The 22,027-nt window shown below is 67.9% G+C and carries 18 protein-coding genes; 6 read left to right on the top strand and 12 right to left on the bottom strand.

The window, feature by feature from the left end:
* Positions 1-660 (bottom strand): lycopene cyclase family protein (locus IY392_RS02640; protein WP_255541996.1); only part of this gene is annotated, 660 nt, incomplete at its 3' end.
* 411 nt (positions 661-1,071) lie between these two features.
* Here IY392_RS02640 and IY392_RS02635 point away from each other — a divergent pair.
* A complete protein-coding gene (locus IY392_RS02635) occupies positions 1,072-2,703 on the top strand; it encodes an ABC-F family ATP-binding cassette domain-containing protein (protein ID WP_107756487.1) in 1,632 nt (543 codons plus the stop codon).
* A gap of 12 nt (positions 2,704-2,715) precedes the next feature.
* On the opposite strand, the gene IY392_RS02630 is transcribed toward IY392_RS02635, so the two are convergent.
* Genes IY392_RS02630 through IY392_RS02615 form a run of 4 tightly spaced genes read right to left on the bottom strand, consistent with a single transcriptional unit; the run spans position 2,716 to position 7,964 of the window.
* Complete coding sequence (locus IY392_RS02630) at positions 2,716-3,795, bottom strand: 5-methylcytosine-specific restriction endonuclease system specificity protein McrC (protein WP_194860434.1); 1,080 nt, start codon at positions 3,793-3,795, stop codon at positions 2,716-2,718.
* 4 nt (positions 3,796-3,799) lie between these two features.
* On the bottom strand, positions 3,800-5,980 hold the full coding sequence (locus IY392_RS02625) for an AAA family ATPase (RefSeq protein WP_194860433.1): 2,181 nt from the start codon (positions 5,978-5,980) through the stop codon (positions 3,800-3,802).
* Positions 5,981-6,031: 51 nt separating this feature from the next.
* Positions 6,032-7,459, bottom strand: coding sequence for a hypothetical protein (locus IY392_RS02620; protein WP_194860432.1), 1,428 nt, complete (start codon positions 7,457-7,459; stop codon positions 6,032-6,034).
* Complete coding sequence (locus IY392_RS02615; RefSeq protein ID WP_228548932.1) at positions 7,431-7,964, bottom strand: NERD domain-containing protein; 534 nt, start codon at positions 7,962-7,964, stop codon at positions 7,431-7,433. The genes IY392_RS02620 and IY392_RS02615 overlap by 29 nt, the downstream gene beginning before the upstream one ends.
* Positions 7,965-8,312: 348 nt before the next feature.
* On the opposite strand from IY392_RS02615, the gene IY392_RS02610 reads away from it, so the two are divergent.
* A complete protein-coding gene (locus tag IY392_RS02610; protein WP_107756486.1) occupies positions 8,313-8,750 on the top strand; it encodes a universal stress protein in 438 nt (145 codons plus the stop codon).
* 17 nt (positions 8,751-8,767) lie between these two features.
* On the opposite strand, the gene IY392_RS02605 is transcribed toward IY392_RS02610, so the two are convergent.
* Positions 8,768-9,979, bottom strand: coding sequence for an alpha/beta fold hydrolase (locus tag IY392_RS02605; RefSeq protein ID WP_309233983.1), 1,212 nt, complete (start codon positions 9,977-9,979; stop codon positions 8,768-8,770).
* 88 nt (positions 9,980-10,067) lie between these two features.
* A complete protein-coding gene (locus IY392_RS02600) occupies positions 10,068-11,306 on the bottom strand; it encodes a carbamoyl-phosphate synthase large subunit (protein WP_309233982.1) in 1,239 nt (412 codons plus the stop codon).
* Between the two features lie 105 nt (positions 11,307-11,411).
* Between IY392_RS02600 and IY392_RS02595 the strand changes: the two genes are divergently transcribed.
* Positions 11,412-12,083 (top strand): GAP family protein, encoded by a 672-nt coding sequence (locus IY392_RS02595; protein WP_194860430.1) that lies wholly within the window; start codon positions 11,412-11,414, stop codon positions 12,081-12,083.
* Positions 12,084-12,151: 68 nt separating this feature from the next.
* Positions 12,152-12,499 (top strand): hypothetical protein, encoded by a 348-nt coding sequence (locus tag IY392_RS02590; RefSeq protein WP_194860429.1) that lies wholly within the window; start codon positions 12,152-12,154, stop codon positions 12,497-12,499.
* A gap of 132 nt (positions 12,500-12,631) precedes the next feature.
* On the opposite strand, the gene IY392_RS02585 is transcribed toward IY392_RS02590, so the two are convergent.
* The 5 genes from IY392_RS02585 to IY392_RS02565 form a co-directional block, all read right to left on the bottom strand.
* Positions 12,632-14,173: an aminotransferase class V-fold PLP-dependent enzyme gene (locus IY392_RS02585; protein ID WP_194860428.1), complete on the bottom strand. Its 1,542-nt coding sequence runs from the start codon at positions 14,171-14,173 to the stop codon at positions 12,632-12,634.
* 55 nt (positions 14,174-14,228) lie between these two features.
* Positions 14,229-15,617, bottom strand: a complete 1,389-nt coding sequence (locus tag IY392_RS02580; RefSeq protein WP_194860427.1) for an MFS transporter — start codon at positions 15,615-15,617, stop codon at positions 14,229-14,231.
* A 172-nt stretch (positions 15,618-15,789) separates the two neighbouring features.
* Entirely contained in the window at positions 15,790-16,632 is an 843-nt protein-coding gene (locus IY392_RS02575; protein ID WP_194860426.1) for an aldo/keto reductase, read from the bottom strand.
* Positions 16,633-16,659: 27 nt separating this feature from the next.
* The gene (locus tag IY392_RS02570; protein WP_107756482.1) at positions 16,660-17,229 is read right to left on the bottom strand and encodes a TetR/AcrR family transcriptional regulator; all 570 of its coding nucleotides are present in this window, start codon (positions 17,227-17,229) and stop codon (positions 16,660-16,662) included.
* 91 nt (positions 17,230-17,320) lie between these two features.
* Positions 17,321-20,134 (bottom strand): aconitate hydratase, encoded by a 2,814-nt coding sequence (locus IY392_RS02565; protein WP_182612942.1) that lies wholly within the window; start codon positions 20,132-20,134, stop codon positions 17,321-17,323.
* Positions 20,135-20,385: 251 nt separating this feature from the next.
* Here IY392_RS02565 and IY392_RS02560 point away from each other — a divergent pair, with 251 nt between their 5' ends.
* Both IY392_RS02560 and IY392_RS02555 read left to right on the top strand, forming a co-directional pair.
* Positions 20,386-20,916 (top strand): DUF6676 family protein, encoded by a 531-nt coding sequence (locus tag IY392_RS02560; protein ID WP_194860425.1) that lies wholly within the window; start codon positions 20,386-20,388, stop codon positions 20,914-20,916.
* 263 nt (positions 20,917-21,179) lie between these two features.
* A partial coding sequence (locus tag IY392_RS02555; RefSeq protein WP_375292882.1) for a coiled-coil domain-containing protein occupies positions 21,180-22,027 on the top strand: 848 nt, incomplete at its 3' end.

Below are 22,027 nucleotides of genomic sequence, written 5' to 3'. Positions count from 1 at the left end.
GAGCCGGTCGGCCAGCTCGGCGGGATCCGGGGCGGACAGGCCCGCGAGGCACGTCTCCTCCAGCAGGACCCTGTCCCCGCCCACGGGTATCGCGTACAGGAAGCTGGGGCCCAGGTCGTCGTCGTCGTCGTGATCGGCACGCCAGTCCATGAACAGCGCCGTCTCACCGCCGAGGGCGGGGGCGGCGTCCGCCTCGTCCAGGACGATCCCGTAGGCCGTCTGGAGGGGTCCGGTGTTGTGTGGGCCACCGGCGCCGCGGCAGTCCACGACGCGGTGCGCACGGGCGGTCAGGGCCGGCAACCCGGCGTCGTCGACGGCGGTGGTCTCGACGGTCACGCCGTCCCCGAGCGGGAGAGCCTCTCGCAGTGCGGCGTTGTCCAGCACGCTGTAGGTCCGGTTCAGCACCGCCCGTCCGGGGGAATGGAGCGCCGGGGCGTCGACGGAGTGCGCCAGGACGTCGACACCACACTGCGTCACCGAGAGCCACGGGGGCAGCTGGTCGGCCCACAGGGACAGCGTCTGACGCCACGGCGCGTCCGGCCGCGGATCGATCGCGAGCACACTCAGGCCCGCGTCCGCGCAACGGGAGGCGAGCGCACGGCCGGACGGTCCGAGACCGACGACGGCGACGTCGTAGAGTGCACCCCCCGTGGCATCCATCACGACTGACAGTACCGCCGAGGGGAGGGCGTGGACGTGCCGGGAGCGTTCTACCACCAGCTGGCCGCCGACCCGCTGACCTACCCGGGGGTCAACTGCGACCTTGTGGTCTCGCTGCACCGGGAACCGGAACCGGGGTGGGTGCATCTGGACTTCGAGACGTGGGCGGTCCCGGTGGCGGCGTCATCACCGACACGCTCCTGTCCGACGACCGGTGGGACGCACCGGCCGCGCAGTCCAGAACCTGTACGGGCGCAGAGCGGGGTGAGGTCACCCCCGGGGGCGCTGTCCGGCGGGTGGACCAGGCCCGGGCGGAGACCCCGGTCACCGGAGTCGTCCCGCGACTCGCGCCGCAGGTAGAGTGGCTGGTCGGCCAGAACCCACCCGAGAACAGACGAGGTACCCGCGCACGTGATCACCATCGACGACCTGGAGGTGCGCGCCGGCGTGCGCACCCTGCTCCACATGGACGGGTCCTCGCTGCGGGTCCAGCCCGGCGACCGGATCGGCCTGGTGGGCAGGAACGGCGCGGGGAAGACGACGACGATGAGGATCCTCGCCGGTGAGGGGGAGCCCTACGCCGGGAAGGTCGTCTCGACCAGCGACGTGGGGTACCTCCCGCAGGATCCCCGCGAGGGCAACATGGACCAGCTGGCCCGCAGCCGGGTGCTGTCGGCCCGCGGGTTGGACGTCCTGATGCTCCAGATGGCCGAGGCCCAGGAGCAGATGGTCGAGGCGCCCGACGACGCGGCGATGGACAGGGCCGTGCGCAAGTACGGGCGGCTCGAGGACGAGTTCTCCGCCCGGGGCGGATACGAGGCCGAGAGCGAGGCGGCCCGCATCTGCAGCAGCCTCGGGCTGGAGGAGCGGATCCTCACCCAGAACCTCGGGACACTGTCGGGCGGTCAGCGCCGGCGCGTGGAATTGGCCCGGATCCTGTTCGCCGCGTCCGACGGGGCGGGCAAGTCCCAGACCATGCTGCTGCTGGACGAGCCGACCAACCACCTCGACGCCGACTCCATCACGTGGCTGCGCTCGTTCCTCGAGAAGCACGAGGGCGGGCTGATCATCATCTCCCACGACGTGGAACTCCTCGAGGCCGTGGTCAACAGGGTGTGGTTCCTCGACGCCGTACGCGGGGAGATCGACGCCTACAACATGGGCTGGCAGAAGTACCTCGACGCCCGCGCCACCGATGAGGCGCGGCGCCGTCGGGAACGCGCGAACGCCGAGAAGAAGGCCTCCGCCCTCAAGACGCAGGCCGCCAAGCTGGGCGCCAAGGCCACCAAGGCCGCGGCGGCCAAGCAGATGATCCGCCGCGCCGAGACCATGATGAACCAGCTCGACGAGGTCCGGGTGGCCGACAAGGTGGCGCACATCAAGTTCCCCACCCCGGCCGCGTGCGGCAAGACCCCGATGTTCGCCAAGGGCCTGACCAAGATGTACGGCTCCCTGGAGGTCTTCGCCGGGGTGGATCTGGCGATCGACAAGGGCAGCCGGGTGGTGGTGCTGGGGTACAACGGTGCCGGCAAGACCACCCTGCTCAAGCTCCTCGCGGGTGTCGAGCGCACCGACGGTGAGGGCGGGGTCGTCTCCGGCCACGGCCTCAAGGTGGGCTACTTCGCCCAGGAGCACGACACCCTGGACATGGACGCCAGTGTGTGGGAGAACATCCGCCACGCCGCACCCGACGCGGGGGAGCAGGACCTGCGCGGTCTGCTGGGGGCGTTCATGTTCACCGGCCCCCAGCTCGAGCAGCCCGCCGGCACCCTGTCCGGTGGCGAGCGCACCCGACTGGCGTTGGCCGGCCTGGTGTCGTCGGCCGCCAACGTGCTGCTGCTCGACGAGCCCACCAACAACCTCGACCCGATCTCGCGCGAGCAGGTCCTCGACGCCCTGCGCAGCTACGAGGGCGCGGTGGTCCTGGTGACCCACGACCCCGGTGCTGTGGAGGCCCTCGAGCCCGAGCGGGTGATCATCCTGCCGGACGGCACGGAGGACCTGTGGAGCCAGGAGTACATGGAGATCGTCGAACTCGCGTAGACGAACTGAACTCTAAGATCCACTGGAGTTCCGTTCCGACACGGCGTCGGACAACTGCCTCGCTATGGTCATGGCAGAGGCTCTCAGGTCCACCGTGGAGAACCTGATTCGGTGGCCTTGAATCGTCACCTCCTCGTCGACGTGTCCGTCGACGACGGGGTGAAGAAGGAGTCCCTCGGCGCGACGATGTTCTTCCCCCTTTCCGTGCTGGGACATAAGGTAGGCATAGATCTGGAAGATGTATCCGCTTCTCAAGGTCTCGTCTCGATGGAGTCCGGCAACGACGACCCGGTTGAATTTTGTGTCGATCACGACCTTGCGTCGCACGCCGTTCGACCCGGTCAGAGGACCACGCAAAATGACGTCGGTCTGCATGCCGGGAAGGATCTCATGTATCCCTTCCGTGCTGTCCTCGATGTCCCAGTTCAGGCGTTTACCATGATCGACCTGCCATCCTCGCCTACCGAGAGAATGCTCGTAGAAGCCGTGCGCGGCGTGTTCGAATAGCTTCCGCAGGTAATTGTCGGAGTCGTCTGGGCCCACCATGGCAAAGTCATGGCCGCTCTGATCGGGAATAGAGAGCGAGAGAAGCAACTCTGCGAGGGTCAGCATTCGGTGATCCCGTGCCAGGAGGCGTTGGCGACGCAGGGACCTGGAGATATCGGGATGGGGCGGCGGGCCAGTTACTCCGGCCCCTTGCAATTGCAGAACCAGCGACCGGAATAGGGGATTGCCAGGCAAGAGAGCATCGGCACGCTGAAGTCCTGCCCGAACCAGCCGGTTTCCCGGCGTGTCGGCAACGATGTCATCAAACCGACAGCGAACCTTTCCTCGCTCGAGTAGCCGGTGGCGAGTAGTGCTTAGCACATCGATGCGCCCCCGCACCCTACAGAGGTCCTCGCTTGTCCGGACGAATCCCACGGACAAACCCGAATGCAACCGTGTCGTCACTTCCTCCGCTAGCATCCCCGCAACAAGTTCGGGAATCTCTTCAGGCAACTTCTCGACTCCGGCGAAATCATCTCCCGCATGGCGATACAGGTGCGACGCGAACAGTTGGAGCAGCCACAGGTTCCGGACCGGGATCTTCATACGTCTACGGTTCGAGTAGCGAGACGATGTACTTGGAAACTTCTTCTGGACGGTCGAACCAATACTCCTCAAGTAGAGGGGTGATCTCCGTGTCCACGACACGCTCAAGCCACTCGCGGGTGTCCAGGCCTCCGCGCCTAATGTCGGCGGAGGGGGTCACGAAGCTGTGTCCGATGCAGAATTGCCTCCCCAGCGATCGGTCCTCGGCTATGCGACTGTTGAGTTCGTCCATCCGGGCACCGAATCGCTCCAGGGTGCCGAGGTCGTAGCCGAGACCACTTACGTGCTGCGCCCAGCCATTACCGAACTGCGGTCTCAGCTCGACGAAAGCGAATCTCCGGCGTAATGCCATATCCACTAGTGCCAATGACCGATCTGCGACATTCATCGTGCCGATGATGAATAGATTTGGTGGAATATGAAATCGCTCGTCCTCGGTACGGGGGTAGGAAAGCCGCATGGCGTACTCAGAGGTCCGCTTATCTGCCTCGAGAAGCGTTAGCAATTCTCCGAAGATTTGTGCTGGGTTACCACGGTTAATTTCTTCGATTACCATCACGTACTTGTGATCAGGATCGGCCCGCGCGGTGGTACTGATCTCCAGGAACGGCCCGTCGGCTAGCTTGAGCTCGCCCTTAACGGTGGGTCGATATCCGCGCACAAAGTCCTCGTACGACATCGAGGGATGGAACTGCAGGACCGTGGTCCGGGCGCTACCGCGTTCATTGCAAACCGTCCACGCCAACCGTCTGGCGAGCCACGTCTTTCCCGTCCCCGGAGGGCCTTGAAGAATGAGGTTTTTCTTAACCAGCAATCGTTCACGCATCGCCTCAAGTTCATGACGCGGAATGAAGCTGGCGTCCTCGATGATGGAATCGATCGTAAAGATGTCCCCAGGGAGTCCACCGACCTCTACCGTCGTACCAGGTTTCTCGTCCGGCACTCCTTCATCGGCCGCACTTGACGATGTGTTGTTCGCATGTTTCCACGCCGCAAATGACAATTCCGGTATCGAGTTGAACGGGGAAGTCGAGTCAGTGATCCACGTTTGGACCTCTTCGGTGTTCGCCAGAAACGCCTCGCCGTCAATTTTCGCACGCAAGTCGAGCCCCCGGGCAAGATCTGGGTACTGGTCCGACAAGAAGCCGGCATTGACCTGGTCGAACGCGGTGAACACATGGGGACGAATCCAATACAGACCCATTGACAATTGGCGCGTGTTGCCATGCGCGGCAGCATCGAACGCCGCCACCAGTGATTCGCGAGTCTCCTCGGTCGCAGCCGACGCGTAGGCGACGGCCGATTCTGCTAGGTCCCAAAGGAGGTCAATCTGGTCTGGGTCTCGATCGTTCTCCCACCTGATGAACCATGAGTTCAGGTTGTTCACGATCGGGATGCCGGAGAACTCGGACGGTGCCGTTGCGAAAATGCCAAACTCGTCTTTGAAGGTTCGAGCAATCTGGGCTCGAGCCGATTCCTTGATCCCTCTGTTGAATGGGCTGAACACGGTAAACGGATCCACGTCCCGCAGCGCGCCACGCGTTCCGTCTGTGCGGAAGTCGGTTCGAAGGTACTTAAACAGATGCTCTAGTCCGGAGTTACGCGCGACGTTCCAGAGCTTCTCCAGCAGTACCTTTCGATCGTTGCGGTAGGTCAACACAGCGTTGGCGAGTTCTTCGTAGAAGGGCGCCCACTCAAACGCCGCCGGGGTATCCGCAGGGGGAGGATCACTTAGTAGCTGCTCGATCTCCTCTTTTCCCGTCACGAGAGTGAATAACGTGGTGGCAGCGCTCAATTCATTCTGAGCAGGAACTGAAAACTCATCTCGCGACACCCCTGTGATAAGCCACTCCACCGGGCGCCAGTGGGAGTACATCACCACATCTGCGTGGAACTCGTATTCCCCTGACACTCTCCCGATGTTCAGGGTGCGTGCCGAACGGTCGGGGCACACGATGATGTCGCCCACCTTGAGCACGTGGATGAACCGAAAGAGCGTTCCCGCCCACGCTGCTATTGAGGAGGTTGAGTCCGAGATGGCCGCGCTAAGTGCTTCTTTGAACGCGTCCCTTGTCGGCTGGATCTTAGAAAGGTCGCCTACCTCGTCCCAGCCAATTCGCACCGCACAGTCGGTAACGGGATCGATCGTCGGTTGGTCGTTGTGGATTCCCCAGAACTCCGCCATGACACAAGGCTAGCTATGTCCCGGTTCCACAGTCAGTCCTTGACGATTTCGCTAACCCGCCACCATCCGCCGCGAGATCACCTCGCTCGCCCATTCGACGGGGAGCGCCTCCGAGAACTTGAGCTTGTCGACCAGCGCAGGCGGCACCTCCGGCAGCGGCCGCTCGCTCTCGGGTAGGGACTCCCAGAACTCGAGCCGCTCGGCCGCGCGCTCGGCCCGGGCGACTTTGAGGACCTTGGTCTTGTCCGTGGAGTCGTCGTTGAGGTCCTCCACCTGAAGCCCCACCGCCGTGGAGCCCGAGCCCAGCACCTTCTTGATGACGAAGCGGTCCTCGAGGACCCCGTCGATCATCGGGCGCAGCGCGTCCATCTGCTCCGCAGCGGGCTGCGCGATCGCCGGGCGCCCGGCCTTGGCCAGGCGCCGCTCGAACCCGATCACGGGGGAGAGCCCCTGACTGGCGCTTGTGACGTCGGACTTCTTGCTTCTCGCCTCCACCGTCGCCGCGGTGGCGTCCATGACCAGCTCGCGGAGCCCTGCGTCGAACTCGCTCGTCACCGCCGACATGTCCAGGCCGCGGTCCCGCTCCAGGCGGTCCAGCAGCGAGGAGCGGTCGGGCGCCGGGGCCCGACCGCCGGTGAGGACGTAGTACGCCAGCGCTCCGAGGGAGAACAGGTCCGCCGCCATCCGGTCCGGCGTGACGATGCCCGACGCCTCCGGCGCCAAGTGCACCCGGCCCGCCAGCTCCTCCCCGGGCACCGAGGTGGCCGAGCCCGTGGCCCCCAGGACCGTTCCCGACGCCTCCGCGGCGCCCGCCCCCGACCAGCCGTCGACCTTGACCTCGATCCGGCCGTAGGAGTCGACGGGCCGCATGGCGAGCAGCGCGGCGTTGAGCAGCACCGTGGTGGGATCGAGTCCCCGGTGCGCCACCTGATGCCGGTGGGCGTACAACAGCGCGTCCGCCACCTGGCGGACGATCTCCACCCGCTCCCGGGCCGAGAGCTTGGCGCCCGGCAGAGCCACGTCCAGCGGACGGTGATCCGGCAGCGCCGGGTAGATCACCACCTCGTCCGAGGTGCCGCGCAGCGTCTCCATCGAGCGGGGAGCCACGATGTGCTCGTTGCCCAGGCCGGACAGCAGCTCGTACTCCCGGCGCAGCGTCCGGCGCATGCGCATCCGCTCGCCCTCCGTGGCGGCCGCCTCCACGTTTAGCACCCGCGCGCGGATCGGCTCCTGGGTCTCGCGGTGCTCGCCCTCCCATTCGTGGAAGCGCGGGTCAGGGGAGTCGATCCGGTCGTGCAGGAGGTACGAGCCTGCCAGGTGATCGCGGACGGTGATCCCGGCGATCCGGCGCATGGCCAGCGCGATGAGGATGCTCAGCGCCTCGCTGATCCGCTCGCGCCCCACCGGCTCCTGGACGCGGTCAGCGACCGGCGGGAGGTTGGTGTGGACCTCACGGCCCGGAAAGTCCGCCGGGTCCACCCCCAAAGATGTTGTGCGCCTTGTCCGCCGGCAGGTGCGAAGTGACCCCGGGGTCTTGGAGGAACACAGCCTCCTGGATCCACGGCAGCCGTCCCACCTTGGCTGCCACGTCGCGGATGTGCGGGTCCTCGTCTTGGTCCCGGGCGATGCGAGCGATCTCCTGCTCGAGCTTGGACTTGAACCGCTGGGCCTTGCGGCGCGTGGCCACCATCGGCGAGCGCATTCTGTCCACGCGGCCGCCACGGTCGGTCACCCAACGGTGCTCGTCGCCGCCAATCCGGCCGTGATACGACTTGAGCTCGAGCAGGTGAATGCGGGACTGACCCACCACCAGCGCGTCGACCTCGTGCCACTGGCCGTGGCCGTCCTGGAACTCGAAGTTGGCCGACACCCGGTAGGGGCGCCGAGTCCGGCACGGCGTTGGCGAGCAGGGCCAGCCCCTGCTACTCGTGCTCGAAGGCCGAGCGGGAGACCTCGGTCCAGCGGGGGGAGTTCTGCAGCACAGTGAGTGGGTCTCCTCGGGGCGGAACGGGTCAGCGGATCGGGTCGGTCGTCACCATCCGTCACATCATCTTCGAATCGTAGTGGAGCACTCGGGCGGTGGCCTGGAAACGCGTGCCCCAGCGTTCGTCTCGTGCAGCGGTCAGATCTGTCCTTCAGCCTGGCAGTTACAAGTTGAGACGCGGTGTAGAACTGACTCGCCTGTGACCGCGCACGCGATAGCTCAAATTCGGAGTCTTCCGATCTTCTCTCTCGGCCGCAGCATCGTTGCGGTGCGGCTACGGTGAGAGTGTCGCCGGATCCGGACTGACGCCGGATGCCCCGTCGACGGTCTCACGGAGGAGGTCGACCAATGGACGCAAAGCCAGTCGTCGTAGGGGTGGACGGGGGCCCGGACTCGCTCAAGGCCCTGGCCTGGGCCGCCGACTACGCGAGCACGGTCGGGGCGCCCGTGATCGCGCTCGCCGCAGTGGAGACGCCGGCAGTCGTCGGCCCGTACGCCATGGCCGGGTGGGTGGACCCCGAAGTCCTGGAGGACAGGGCTCGCACCATGCTCGCGGACTCCGTTCGGGACACGCTGGGTGACGAGGCACAGGTTGAGCAGACCGTGATCCGCGGTCATCCTGCGGAGGCGATCGTCACCGCGTCGCAGGACGCCCGGCTCGTGGTGGTGGGCAGCCGGGGATGGGGTGGCTTCCGCGGACTGCTCATGGGCTCGGTGAGCCAGCATGTGGTGTCGCACGCGCACTCGCCCGTCGTGGTCCTGCCACGTCAGTCCGAGGACGCCTGAACGACTCGCCTCCAGGCTCAGGTCCCGACACGGCGAACCAGTCCCGAGAGCACGTCCGGAAACCGGGCCGACACGCCGCGGCGGGGAAGAGCGTTCAGCGCATCGACCCGGCCGGGAAGATCGTGGGGACGACCGGTGACCAGGTGCTCGATCGCGACCAGCATCGCTTCGGGATGGGTGTCCAACGCACTGTGGCCGTTGTCGATCCGGGCGACAACCGGGTCCGGGGCGATCGAGGCCACGCGATCAGCGATGGCGGGCGGTGTGCGCAGATCCCTGGTACCGCTGAGAAGCACCATCGGCCAGGTGAACCGGGAGGTCTCGCGACGCAGGTCGACCGGCTCCGCATCGAACCCGGGGAACCGGTGCGCGATCGGAGCATAGGTGAGCGCGGGATCCAGGGGCAGGCCGTCCGTGGGCGCGCCGTACCCCAGCTCGCGGAATCCGATCGTCCCGGCGAGGTCGAACTCGTAGACCCCCGGAACGCGAGCGGGCGAGCCACCCCTGGTCGCGTACGTCTCGAGCAGTCGCCAGGCCACGGCGTCCGGGGTCGGAAACCGTCCCCGTCCCCGCACCCTCGCCCGCAGTAGCGGACCGAGCAGTTCCGGCCCACCCAACTCATAGGCCGCGCGGATCACGTCGAGCAGTCGCCGACCGTCCTCCCCGCGCGCGTGGAGACGTCGCACATCCGCCGCGATGTCGGTGTCTGCCTCCCAGAATGTCGAGCGCACGGCCCGCCGCTCCAGGTCGATGTCCGTCGACGACTGCAGCGCCGAGTCCAACACCATCCCCGCGACGCGTTCCGGGTACAGGGCGCCGACGCAGGACACGACGTAGCTCCCGTAGGAGGATCCGGCGAGGTGAGCCGAGTCCACGTGCTCCCGGTCGAGAACCGCGGCGATGTCCCCGGCGACGGCGGCGACCCGCATGGCCGATTCCGGCAGGTCCCGCCCGGAGGTGTCGGTGCGGGACAGGCCGACGCCCCTGTGCTCGATCATGATCAGATCGAGCCCGAGGCGACCGGCATGGCGCCTGAACCCGCGATAGGGGAGCACCGAACCCAGCCCCGGGCCGCCGGGGACCACCACCGTCGGGCGGCGGGTGCGCGGGCCGGTCCGCACGTAGGCCAGGTCGAACGCGGGCCTGCCATCGTCGGCCGGTCGTCTGACGCTGCGCACTTCCGGGGTACCGGCCACCAGGGACGACACCAGCGGGCGGTGCAGTATCACGTTTCCACCGACTGCCTCACCGGTGTCGACCGGCGGACCGGTCCCGGCCGCAACCCGAGCGCGAAGGACACACCTGACCGCGCGATTCTCAGATCCGCTGCTCGTGAACGTCCTCGAGGGAGGCTGCATCGGCCGCGCTCATTCTCGTGATGGGCTCTCCGTTCCACACGATGTCGTCGCCCAGAGCGCCCAGCAACTCCTTGCGCTGGCCGTGGCTCAGCTTGGCACCGTGGATGAGCGTCGCGGGGCTCCACATCATGGCGAAGGAGTCGTGCCACCCCGAACCGACGTCCTTCACGTGGAGCAGGTCGTGCAGTGAGGTGGGCAGATGCTTGAGCGGCTCGGCGAAAGCGTCGGCGAGTACGGCAAGGCTGATCTGACGCTCGACGCCCGGTTCGACGACGAACGGCTCGGAGTTCCCGCCGGTCAGCGCCTGCTCGAGCTCGTCGGCGCCGAGCAGGATGACGCCATTGGTCGGACGTGGATTGCACTCGATGGCGTAGAACTGCCCGTTGTCGTCGACGAAGTCGAAGGAGAGCTGGCCCGTGAACCCCGGATCGAGTGCCTCGACGATGCGCCTGGTGTAGTCGAGGGTGTCGGTGCTGTCCACGGCGAGGAAGGTGATGCCCGTACTGTGCGCCCACTGCTCGGGGGCGCGGTAGGTGCAGTGCGAGGTGACCCGGCCGTCCACGACGGTGCTGTAGGTACACACCATGGGGCCGTCGACGAACGGTTGCACGAGCCACGGCTGTTCCTCGGTGGGGTGGCAGTCGTCAACGGACATCTTGCCCGCCAGCGGCCCGGTGTTGGTCAACAGACCCACGCCTCCCCGCGAGAACGCCGCGCGGGCGAAATAGCGCGGGTACTTGTCGATGGCGGCCATCAGCGAGGCGTGGTCCGTGGCGACGATGGTCTCGGGGATCGGCACTCCGGACCGCTCCACCAGCCGCTGGAAGCTGGCCTTGTCGTGCAACTGCGCGAGCTTGGCAAATCTCCCGGCGAAGAGCGTGACCCCCGCGGGCAGATCGGCGGCCCGCGCCGCGAGGTAGAACACCTCCTCGAAGGTCGGGATGATCAGGTCGATCTCGTACTCTCCGACGATCCGGTTCACGTCGCGGATGAACTGGTCGGTGTCGTAGCGGGGGGAGGCCGTGACGGCATGGCCCGCGAGGTACTTGGAGTGACTGCCCGTCGCTCCCGAGTAGGTGTCGCTCGCCACCACGGTGTGACCACGGCTGCCGAGCTTGCGGATGATGTCCAGGGCGAAGGTGTTCCTGGAACTGGTGACGAGTACGCGCATCGTGGTCCTCTCAGCGGCGGTGAACACTGGTCATACTATTGCCGACCCGGGCGCGACCGGTCCCCAATCGGTACTACTGTCGAGACGACGAAACGGGGGCGCATGCACGAGGTGGCGGGATGGATCGCGGCCGTGCCGACACTGATCGGGTTCGGCCTGGCGCGGGGCCTGAGTCCCGCGCTCTACGGCGCGACCGCCGACATCCTCGCGCGGAATCAGAACGTGCGCGCACGTATGACGTGGTTGCTCACGGGTCTGGCGTCCGGGGCCACCGCGCTCGCGCTGGCCCTCCACGGCGTCAACCCCGCGAATCTCGTGGACCAGGTCCACCGGCGCGGGGATGCGGTGGTGGAGAATCGCGACGTCGACCTGGTGGTGGGCGTGCTTCTGCTGGCTCTGGCGTGCGCGATGGTGCTGTGGGTCCGGGTCGTCCCCGAGCTCCCACGACGCCCGGAGCGGGCACCCGACCAGAGCTCGCCCCCGGCCGCCCTGTTCGTCCTCGGGTTCACCTCGGCCGTCATCGGCCTGACCACACTGCCGATCATGTATCTCACCGGACGGTTGGTCGAGAGCGTGAGCACGGATCCCGTGGTCAGGGTGTGCGCCTACCTAGTCTTTCTGGTCGCGCTGATCGGGCCGTTCGTCCTCCTGGCGTGGGTGTGGTCACGCTTCCCCGTCGCCACCCGGAAGGTCACCGCGGCGTACGAGCGGATGCTCGGATGGGACACACGGTGGGTGGCGTTCGCCGTGATGACCGTCGGCGGGGTCGCACTGGTGGGATTTGCGACCCTGCTGCACCGCTGAACCCCGCTCGGGCGGTTAGGCGATCCTTAGCGACCACCCTGACCAGGGGGTTTGAGACACTTCTTCCCATGGACCTCGTTTTTGACATCGTTCTGATCCTGCACTTCATCGGCCTGGCCGGAATCATCGGCGGGTGGCTCGCCACCATCAAGGCGCCGCTGGTGAACAAGGCGATCCTGCACGGTGCGATCCTCCAGGTCGTGACCGGCCTTCTACTCGTCGGCCTGCGCGAGATGCAGGACGTGGACCTCAACCACATGAAGATCGGGATCAAGCTCGTCATCGCGATCGTCATCCTGGTCGTGGCGGTGATCGGCGTCCGCCGGGAGGCCAGGGCCGCGGGCAGCACGAGGACCCTGGCGAACATCGCCGGCATTCTGGGAGTGGTCAACGTCGCCATCGCGGTCCTGGTCTGACGCGGTCCTGGTCTGACGCAGTCCGGGCCTGGCCCGGTCCTGGTCTGACCCGGTCCTGGTCTGACACCAGCACGTGCCATCACGCGCCGCCCCTCGACTCAGGTCGGGGGGCGGCCGTCGTCGTGGACCTGACTACTCCATCACGGCCGCGAGGTACGCACGCACGAGCCGGGCGCCCACCTCGGCCGGGAGGCGCTCGATCGCCGCGAGGAGTGGCGCCATGCCGTCGTCTTCTCCACCTGTGTCGCCGAGGACCCCGGACACCATCGCGTGCACGTCATCCTCGTTGAGGGTCAGCAGATCACCGGGGGAGAGGGCGCCGGCCTCCAGCGCGGCCAGGACGTCGGCGAACGCCGCCGGGGGTGACGGGTCCGGCCTCCCGCGCACCGCGTCGGCGGACGCCCGGGCCACGGCGAGGATCTCGTCCGTCAGGCGTTCGGTCACCGGGGTGATGGTGAGGTGGGACGACGACGGCAACGCACCGCGCTGCTGGCGGTAGGCCGGTTGCGCCTGCACCGCGATGCCCCGTCGACCGCACTCGTCCGCCCACAGGTGGGGGTGGACCCGCCCGGCATCTCCCACCGACCCGTCGGCCACCACGGTGATCAGGGGTCCCGGATCGGAGTCGATCACCCGCAGGCCCTCGATTCCGGACAAGCCTTCCACGAGGACCGCGGTCGCCCGGGCGGTGCGCGCGACGAGTTCGGACTGGCCGTCGTCGCCCAGGGCCTCGAGCACCGCCCACGCGGCGGCCGCGGGTTCGAGTGGCTTGGACCCGGACAGGGTGGGGTTGACCACCGGGTAGCCCGGCCAGTCCACGGTGGAGAACCAGGATGCGCGATGCCTGGTGCGGCCCCGGCTGAGCAGCACCGAGGTCCCTTTGGGGGCGAAACCGTACTTGTGCAGATCGGCGGAGATGCTGGTCACACGCCCGATTCGCAGATCCCACATCGACCCCACCCCGCCCGGCCAGAACGGCAGCACCAGTCCGCCCAGGCAGGCGTCGACGTGCAGCCCGATCTGCGGGTCATGGTGCGCGTCGAGCCCGGCGGCGACCTGTTCGACCGGGTCGATCACACCGGTGGGGTAGGAAGACGCCGAGCACACCACCAGGCAGGTGTCCCGATCCACGGCACCCAGGAGGTCCGCGGCGGACACGCGGCCCGAGGCGGGGTCCACCTCGACGCCGACGAACCGCATCCCCAGAACGTGGGCGGCCTTGCGGAACGCCGCGTGGACGGTCACCGGGGCGACGATCGTCCCGCCGCTGCCGGGGGCACGCCCCGCGACCTCCCGGGCCGCCAGACACGCCAGCATGCAGCTCTCGGTGCCGCCTGACGTCACGACACCGTGGACGTCGTCGTCGATATCCCGGCCGTCGCCGGGGCCCCCGCCCAGGATCGTGCGAACCCGGTCCACGATCCCGCGGTGGATCCGCGCGACCGACCCGAACACGGTCGGGTCGAGGCCGTTGACGCCGTGCGCCAGACCGGCCGCGCGGACGGCCACGCGGTCCACCCCCTCCAGTCCCGAGTCGTAGACGTAGGACAGGACCCGGCCGCCGGTCGTCGGCGGATCGGCCGCGCGCAACTCGGCCAGGGTCTCGAGGGCTGCCGCGCCGCGCCGGTCGATCAGGCTCTCGAGGGGATCGGTGTCCGGGTGGTCGACTGTCATGGGGAATCCGTCCGTCGTGCGGGGTCGTTCATGCGGGCTGGGTCGGTAGTGCGGGTTAGGCCGGTCGTGCAGGCTGGGTCCAGCTCGGGTGCTCCCGGCCCAGTGCGCGGATGACGAGCAGACTGGCCGCGGTCAGCAGAGCCGGCACGAGGGAGAAGCCCAGGACGATCGCCCACAGGGCCGGTTCGGGCTGATCAGCGATGCCGCCCGAGCGGAAGCCGGTCACCGCCAACAGCGCCAACACCACGACGGGCCCCAGCGCCATGGATCCGGTCTCGGAGGCGGTCCACAGCCCGCTCATCGCACCGCTGCGACGACGGCCGCCCAGTTCGCGGTCCATATCCGTGGTGTCGGGGAGCATCGACATGGGAAGAGCCTGCATGCCGGCGTAGGCGACGCCCGCCAGAGCGACCGGGATGTGCACCCACATCCCCGGCCACACGCCGGCGGGGATGAGCAGGAGAGCGGAGACGGTGAACAGGATCGTCGCCGTCGCCAGAGCGGGGACCTTGCCCCGGGCGTGGGCCAGGCGCGCCCACAGCGGCATCACCACCAGTGCGGGGGCGATCAGCGCGAGGAACAGCCCGGTCAACGCGGCCTCGTTGCCCAGGATGTAGGTGGCGACGTACTGGCCTCCTGCGAGCATCACCGCCGTGGCCACCGCCTGGAGGCAGAACAGGCCCACCAACAACCGGAACGGCCGGGTCACCCGCAGCGCGTCGAGTCCGTCGCGGTACTGCCGGCCCAGGTCACCGACCTGGGCGTCCGCCCGCAGGAGCGTCCGTCGGCCGGATCCCAGCGTGGCCCACAGCATGCCGCCCAGCATCAGGACGGATACGCCGACCGCCATCACCACGTACCCCGTCGCGCCTCCGCCCGCGGCCTCGCGCAGCGCAGGACCGCCGCCGCCCACCACGAGGATCGTCGCGGCCAGCACCGCCACCCGCCACGCGAGGATCGTGACCCTCACGGCCGAATCACCGGTGAGCTCCGCCGGGAGGGCGAGATAGGGGACCTGGAAACACGAGAATGCCAGTGAGGCCAGGAGGAAGAAGCCCATCACCCAGACGCCGGCCAGTGCGGTGCCCCACCGGGTGGGGGCCGAGAAGGTCGCCACGAAGAGCAGGGGTAGCGCGAGCGACCCGAACAGCATCAGCCCCGTGCGGTAACCGGTGCGGTGCGAGGCGCGGTCGGAGATCGCCCCGATCAACGGGTACGCCAGGACGTCGATCACCTTGGGCACCAGCACGAGCACCGTCGCCACCGCGGCGGCCACCCCGATCGAGTCGGTCAGGTAATAGGCGAGCACCAGTCCGGGCAAGGTGCTGAACGCCCCCGTGCCCACGCTGCCGGCGGCGTACGAGGCGAGCATCCGACCCGAGGGGCCCCCGGCGGACGGGCCGTCAGCGCGCGCGGCGTCACCGTGCGCTCGAGTGGTGGTCATGAACGGACTCTAATTCCAGTCGACCGCGTCCATCGTCGAAAAGCGGCCGCGAAATGGGTGAACCGTCAGTCAGGTACGTTCCGCCGTAGGTTCACGAGGGAAAACTCTGACCGGAGTGACGGCTCACCCGATCTGCGGCCGGACCGGCGGGGCCGGACCGGCGGGGCCCGCCTCAGCCGCGCCAGTCGAAGGTGTCGGGGTCCGGCCCCGAGCGCGTGCCGTTGTGGAGGGCCGATATCGAGGCCATCTGCTCGTCGTTCAGCTCGAAGTCGAAGAGGTCGAGGTTCTCGCGCATCCGGCCCGGGCTCGAGGACTTGGGAAAGACGATGTCCCCGCGCTGGAGCACCCACCGCAGGACGACCTGCGAGATGGAGCGACCGACCTGCTCCGCCAGGGCCGTGAGCTGGGGGTCGCCGAAGACCGCGCCCTGCGCGAGCGGGCTCCACGCCTCCACCGCGATCCCGCGGTCGGTGCACGCCGCGCGCACCTCGTCGTTCACGAAGTAGGGGTTCGACTCGATCTGGTTGACCGTGGGAGTGCTGAGTCCCGCCTCCGACAGTCGCGCCAGATTGGCGGGGGTGAAGTTGGAGACGCCGATGGAGTCCACCGCGAAGTCCGAGCGGATGCCCTCCATGGCCTCCCACACGCGGGCGACGTCGTCATGCATGGCCAGCGGCCAGTGCACCAGGAACAGGTCGATCCGGCCACCGAGTGCCTCGAGAGAGCGCTCAGCGGAATCTCGGGCCGCGGCGCGCTCGTGGGAGGAGTTGTTGAGCTTGGTGGTGAGCCACAGTTCGTCGCGCGGGATACCCGATGCCGCGATCGCACGACCCACCCCGTCCTCGTTGCCGTACATCTGGGCGGTGTCGAGGTGCCGGTACCCGGCCTCGAGAGCATCCGAGACGACCTTCTCGGTATCAGCGGGCGGGACCTGGTACGTCCCGAAACCGAGCTGGGGGATAGCACGGCCGTCGTTGAGGTCGATCAAGGGGATCTGTGGTGTGGAGGCGGTCATGCGCCCCACCGTACGCGCGTCCCGCACTCAGTCACGAGCGGTGCGCAACGACGCCTCCACCAGATCGAGCATCGCACTGACGTGCTCGGTACCCCGTCCGGTGGCGAGATGGGTGATGAGCCCGTCGAGGACGATGTCGAGATAGACGCGCAGCACGTCGTCCGGCACGTCCGTCCGCATCCTGCCGGAGTCCTTCTGTTCCCGCAGGCGGGTGAGGATGGCGTCGTCGAGCTCCACCTGCCGGTCGGTCCACCGTTCGCGGAAGGCCGGGTCGGTGCGGATCCGTCGCGCGATCTCCAGCCGCGTTCCGAGCCAGGAGAACTCGTGGGGATCCGCGAGGATCTCCCGCATCACCTGGACCAGCCCCTGCTCCGCCACCGTGGCCGCCATCGCCGCGGCGTCGTCATGGGCGAGTGCGAGGAACAGCGCGTCCTTGTCGTCGAAGTGGTGGAAGATCGCACCACGGCTCAGACCCGTGGCCTCCTCGAGGCGACGAACGGTGGCGCCCTCGAACCCGAACTCGGCGAAGCACTCGCGCGCGCCCGACAGGATCTCGCGACGCCGGGCGTCCATGTGGTCCTGGCTGACCCTGGGCATTTCTGTACCTTCCTACGGATACACCACGGCGGTACGCGGTTCCCCCTGTCTCACCGGGAGTTACCGCGCACCGCCGTCGGGGTGGAGGTGATCAGCCCTTGATCATGTTGCGCAGGACGTACTGCAGGATTCCGCCGTTGCGGTAGTACTCCGCCTCGCCGGGGGTGTCGATGCGCACCTTGGCGTCGAACTCGACGGTCCGGCCGTCCTCCTTGGTGGCGGTGACCTTGACCGTCTTGGGCGTGGTGCCGTTGTTCAGCTCCTCGATCCCGGTGATGTCGAAGGTCTCCGTGCCGTCCAGTCCGAGGGTCTCGTGCGACTCGCCCTCGGGGAACTGGAGCGGCATGACGCCCATGCCGATGAGGTTCGAGCGGTGGATGCGCTCGAACGACTCGGTGATGACCGCCTTGACGCCGAGCAGGCTGGTGCCCTTGGCCGCCCAGTCGCGCGAGGACCCGGTGCCGTACTCCTTGCCGCCGAGCACGACGAGCGGAGTGCCCTGAGCGGCGTAGTTCTGGGCGGCGTCGTAGATGAACGCCTGCGGGGCGCCCTCCTGCGTGAAGTCGCGCGTGTAGCCGCCCGTGACGCCGTCCAGCAGCTGGTTCTGCAGACGGATGTTGGCGAAGGTGCCGCGGATCATGACCTCGTGGTTGCCGCGACGCGACCCGAAGGAGTTGTAGTCCTGACGGGCCACGCCGTTGGCGTCGAGGTACTGCGCGGCCGGGGTGCCCGGCTTGATCGTCGACGCCGGCGAGATGTGGTCGGTCGTGACCGAGTCACCGAGCTTGGCCAGCACGCGGGCGCCCTTGACGTCCTCGACCGGGGTGAGCTCCATCTGCATCCCCTCGAAGTACGGGGGCTTGCGGACGTAGGTGGACTTCTCGTCCCACTCGAAGGTCTTGCCGTCCGGGGTGCTGAGCCCGCGCCAGCGGTCGTCTCCGGCGAAGACGTCGGCGTACTTGGACGTGTACTCCTTGGACGAGATGGAGGCCTTGATGGTCTCCTCGATCTCCTCGCTGGAGGGCCAGATGTCCTTGAGGTAGACGTCGTTGCCCTCGGAGTCCTTGCCCAGGGAGTCGGTCTCGAAGTCGAAGTCCATGGTCCCGGCGATGGAGTACGCGATGACCAGCGGCGGGGACGCCAGGTAGTTCATCTTGACGTCCTGGTTGATCCGGCCCTCGAAGTTGCGGTTGCCGGACAGGACCGCTGTGGCGGTGAGGTCATGTTCCTGGATGGCCTCGGAGATCTCCTCCGGCAGCGGACCGGAGTTACCGATACACGTCGTGCAGCCGTAGCCGACCAGGTAGAAGCCGAGGGCCTCCAGGTCCGGCCAGAGTCCGGCGCGCTCGTAGTACTCGGTGACGACCTGGGAGCCCGGCGCCATGGAGGTCTTGACCCACGGCTTGGCCTTGAGGCCCTTCTCGTGGGCCTTGCGGGCGAGGAGCCCGGCGCCGATCATCACCGACGGGTTGGACGTGTTGGTGCAGGAGGTGATCGAGGCGATGGAGACGATGCCGTGGTCCAGGACCATCTCGGTGCCGTCGACGGACACCTCGACGGGCTTGGAGGGACGGCCCTCGGCACCGGCGGAGGCGTCGGCCCGGACCGAGCCCTCCTCGGCGTGGGACAGGGTGGCCGTACCGACGTTGTCGGACGGGGCGCCGCCCTCGGACTGCATCCGACCCTTCTCGGTGTCACCGAGGGGATTGACACCGGCGTCCACGTAGTTGTGGATGTCCTTACGGAACGCACTCTTGGCGTCGGCAAGCTCGATACGGTCCTGCGGACGCTTGGGCCCGGCGATCGAGGGGACGACATCGCCCAGGTCGAGCTCCAGGTACTCGGAGAAGACGGGCTCCTCCGCCTCGGGGTCGAGCCACATGCCCTGCTCCTTGGCGTACGCCTCGACCAGAGCGAGCTGCTCGTCGTCGCGGCCCGTCAGGCGCAGGTAGTCGATCGTCTCACCGTCGATGGGGAACATGGCACAGGTGGAGCCGAACTCCGGGCTCATGTTGCCGATCGTGGCACGGTTGGCCAGCGGCACGGCGGCGACACCGGCACCGTAGAACTCCACGAACTTGCCGACGACGCCGTGCTTGCGGAGCATCTCGGTGATCGTCAGGACGACGTCCGTGGCGGTGACGCCCGGCTTGATCGAGCCGGTGAGCTTGAATCCCACCACGCGGGGGATGAGCATGGAGATGGGCTGACCGAGCATGGCGGCCTCGGCCTCGATCCCGCCGACGCCCCAGCCCAGGACGCCGAGTCCGTTCTCCATGGTGGTGTGCGAGTCGGTTCCCACACAGGTGTCGGGGTAGGCCTGGCCGTTGCGGACCATCACCGACCGGGCGAGGTACTCGATGTTGACCTGGTGGACGATGCCGGTACCGGGGGGGACGACCTTGAAGTCGTCGAACGCGCCCTGGCCCCAGCGGAGGAACTGGTACCGCTCCTCGTTGCGCTGGTACTCGATCTCGACGTTCTTGTCGAAGGAGTCCTTTCCACCGAAGGACTCGATGATCACCGAGTGGTCGATGACCATCTCGGCCGGCGCGAGGGGGTTGACCTTGTCGGGGTCGCCGCCGAGCGTCTTGACGGCCTCACGCATGGTGGCGAGGTCGACGATGCAGGGGACACCGGTGAAGTCCTGCATGATCACCCGGGCGGGCGTGAACTGGATCTCGGTATCGGGCTCGGCGGCGGGGTCCCAGCCCGCCAGCGCCTCGATATGCGCCTTGGTGACGTTCTTACCGTCTTCGGTGCGCAGCAGGTTCTCGGTGAGGACCTTGAGGGAGTAGGGGAGCTTCGCGGCTCCGTCGACCGCCGACAGGCGGTAGATCTCGTAGGCTTGGCCGCCGACCTCTAGGGTTCCCTTGGCGCCAAAGCTGTCAATGCTTGCTGTCACGTCAGCTCCACTCGTGGTGTGAATGTCGATTCGTCATCCCTCCCGGTGTCACCGCGTGTCTCGGGCGGCGACGCCGGGGGCGGACACAGGACCCATTGTGGACCCTCGCGCCCGGTTGCGGTCACCAATTTACCAGTACGGTCGTTCTGTATAGGTTCCGGCCCGCCCGAAGGTGGGGGGCGCCGAGCGGGTGTCGCGCCGTCCGGCGCGCGTGTTCGGTTCGACGACGACGAGATGGCACCATATCGCCCGTGGACAACTCCGACGCTTCCGTGACCACGCTCGCCTACGAGGCCGAGCCGGTGATGTCTCTGCAGGAGGGGGAGGTTCCGCAGTGGCTGGACTACGAGGCCGTGTCACGGGACCTCGCCGACGACGGCGTCTCCGCTCCGGAGCCGTTCGTCGAGGGCCTGCGGACCGTGGTCACCGAGGCGGGGGACCGTGGGCTCGATCTCAAGGTGGTCTACACCGAGGCCCCTGCGCTCGTCTACACCGACGCCCGCGACCTCGCCGCCCTGCTGAACGAGGAGTACGAGGGCACGATCCTCGTCCGGACCCCGGTCTTCGTCGGTAGCTCCAGCGACACGATTCCGCGGCATCTCCTCGAGGCGGGCCAGGACGATGCCTGGGAGGAGTTCGACCCCGTCGCCTCCGCCGCGGTGTTCGCGCACAAGGTCACCGCCCCCGCGCCTCCCTGGGGAGCGCTCTCCGCCATCGTGCTCGTCCTCGCGATCGTGGTCGCGGTCGCGTTCGCGGTCGTGCTCCGGCGTCGCCTCCGCTGACGGTCACGGTCCCGCATCACCGCCCGACACGCCGACGTTCCTCGGGTTATTCGAGTTACAGCAGTGTATTTTGCCGCCTGATGTTCCAGACGGGGCTTCTGTGACCTACGGTGCTAGAGGAACCATCGGTTCTGCCGAGTTGGTATGAGGCTCTAGTGGCGCAGGGGAAGGCATCACCGGCACCTCACCCTTCTCGGTGACGCATCCCGCCGCGCGGGTCGCGCGGTCGACCGCATCCTCGTGCGGTTATCGGAAGGTGAAACGTGAAGCCTGACCATTCATCAACCCGCGCTCCGGGAGCGCGGAGACGTCGGGGTCCGGGGCCGGCGGGCGGTCGTGCCCTGCTCGCCGCAGCGCTCGTCCTGGGCACCGCATCGGGTGTGATCCAGGCGCCCGTCGTGGCGGCACAGGTGGAACCCGCGGCCTCGCCCGAGGACATCAGCGGCCTGATCCGCGCGGTCGCGGATGCGTCCGCGCGACTCGACGCCACCCGCCAGGACATCGCGGTCAAGCGCGAGGGGGTCAACAAGACCCTCGTCGACCTGCAGATGGCCCGACTCGACCTCGACCGGTCGATAGCGGAGGCCGACCGCACGATCGCCGAGCGCGAGCAGGCGGAATCCGGCGTGGAGTCCGCCAGGAGCACCCTCGACGAGTACTCCCGGTTGCTTCACCGCCAGGGGACGGCTCCGGGAGCGGCCTCGGCGATCCTGGACCCGGGCGGCCCCGCCGATGCCGGGCGACGGCAGGAGTTCCTCCGGCGTGCGGCCGCGGACCAGCAGCACGTCGTGGGGGACATGGTCGCCGCGGTGGACGCCGCGGCCCGCAGGGAGTCCGACGCCGCGCTCGCGAGGACGGAAGCCGAACAACGCTACGCCGACGCCTCGTCACGACGTGACGCCGCGGAGTCCGAGGTGGCGGCCGTCTACGCGGAGGTCACCGCCCTGGAGGCGGAGGTCGCCGACCTGACCCGTGCCCTGGAGCAGAACCAGAGCGCGCTCGCGGAGTCCGGGGCCACTCCCGCAGGACCCCAGACCGGCGACCCGTACACGGTCGACCAGGACGCGCTGCGCGACGAGGCGGTCCGCGCCCTCGCCGCGGACCCCCGGGC

Source organism: Dietzia sp. SYD-A1 (assembly GCF_015356725.1).
Classification (GTDB): domain Bacteria; phylum Actinomycetota; class Actinomycetes; order Mycobacteriales; family Mycobacteriaceae; genus Dietzia.
The sequence above is the reverse complement of the archived record's forward strand: the minus strand, read 5'-3'. Positions and strand labels throughout refer to the sequence as shown.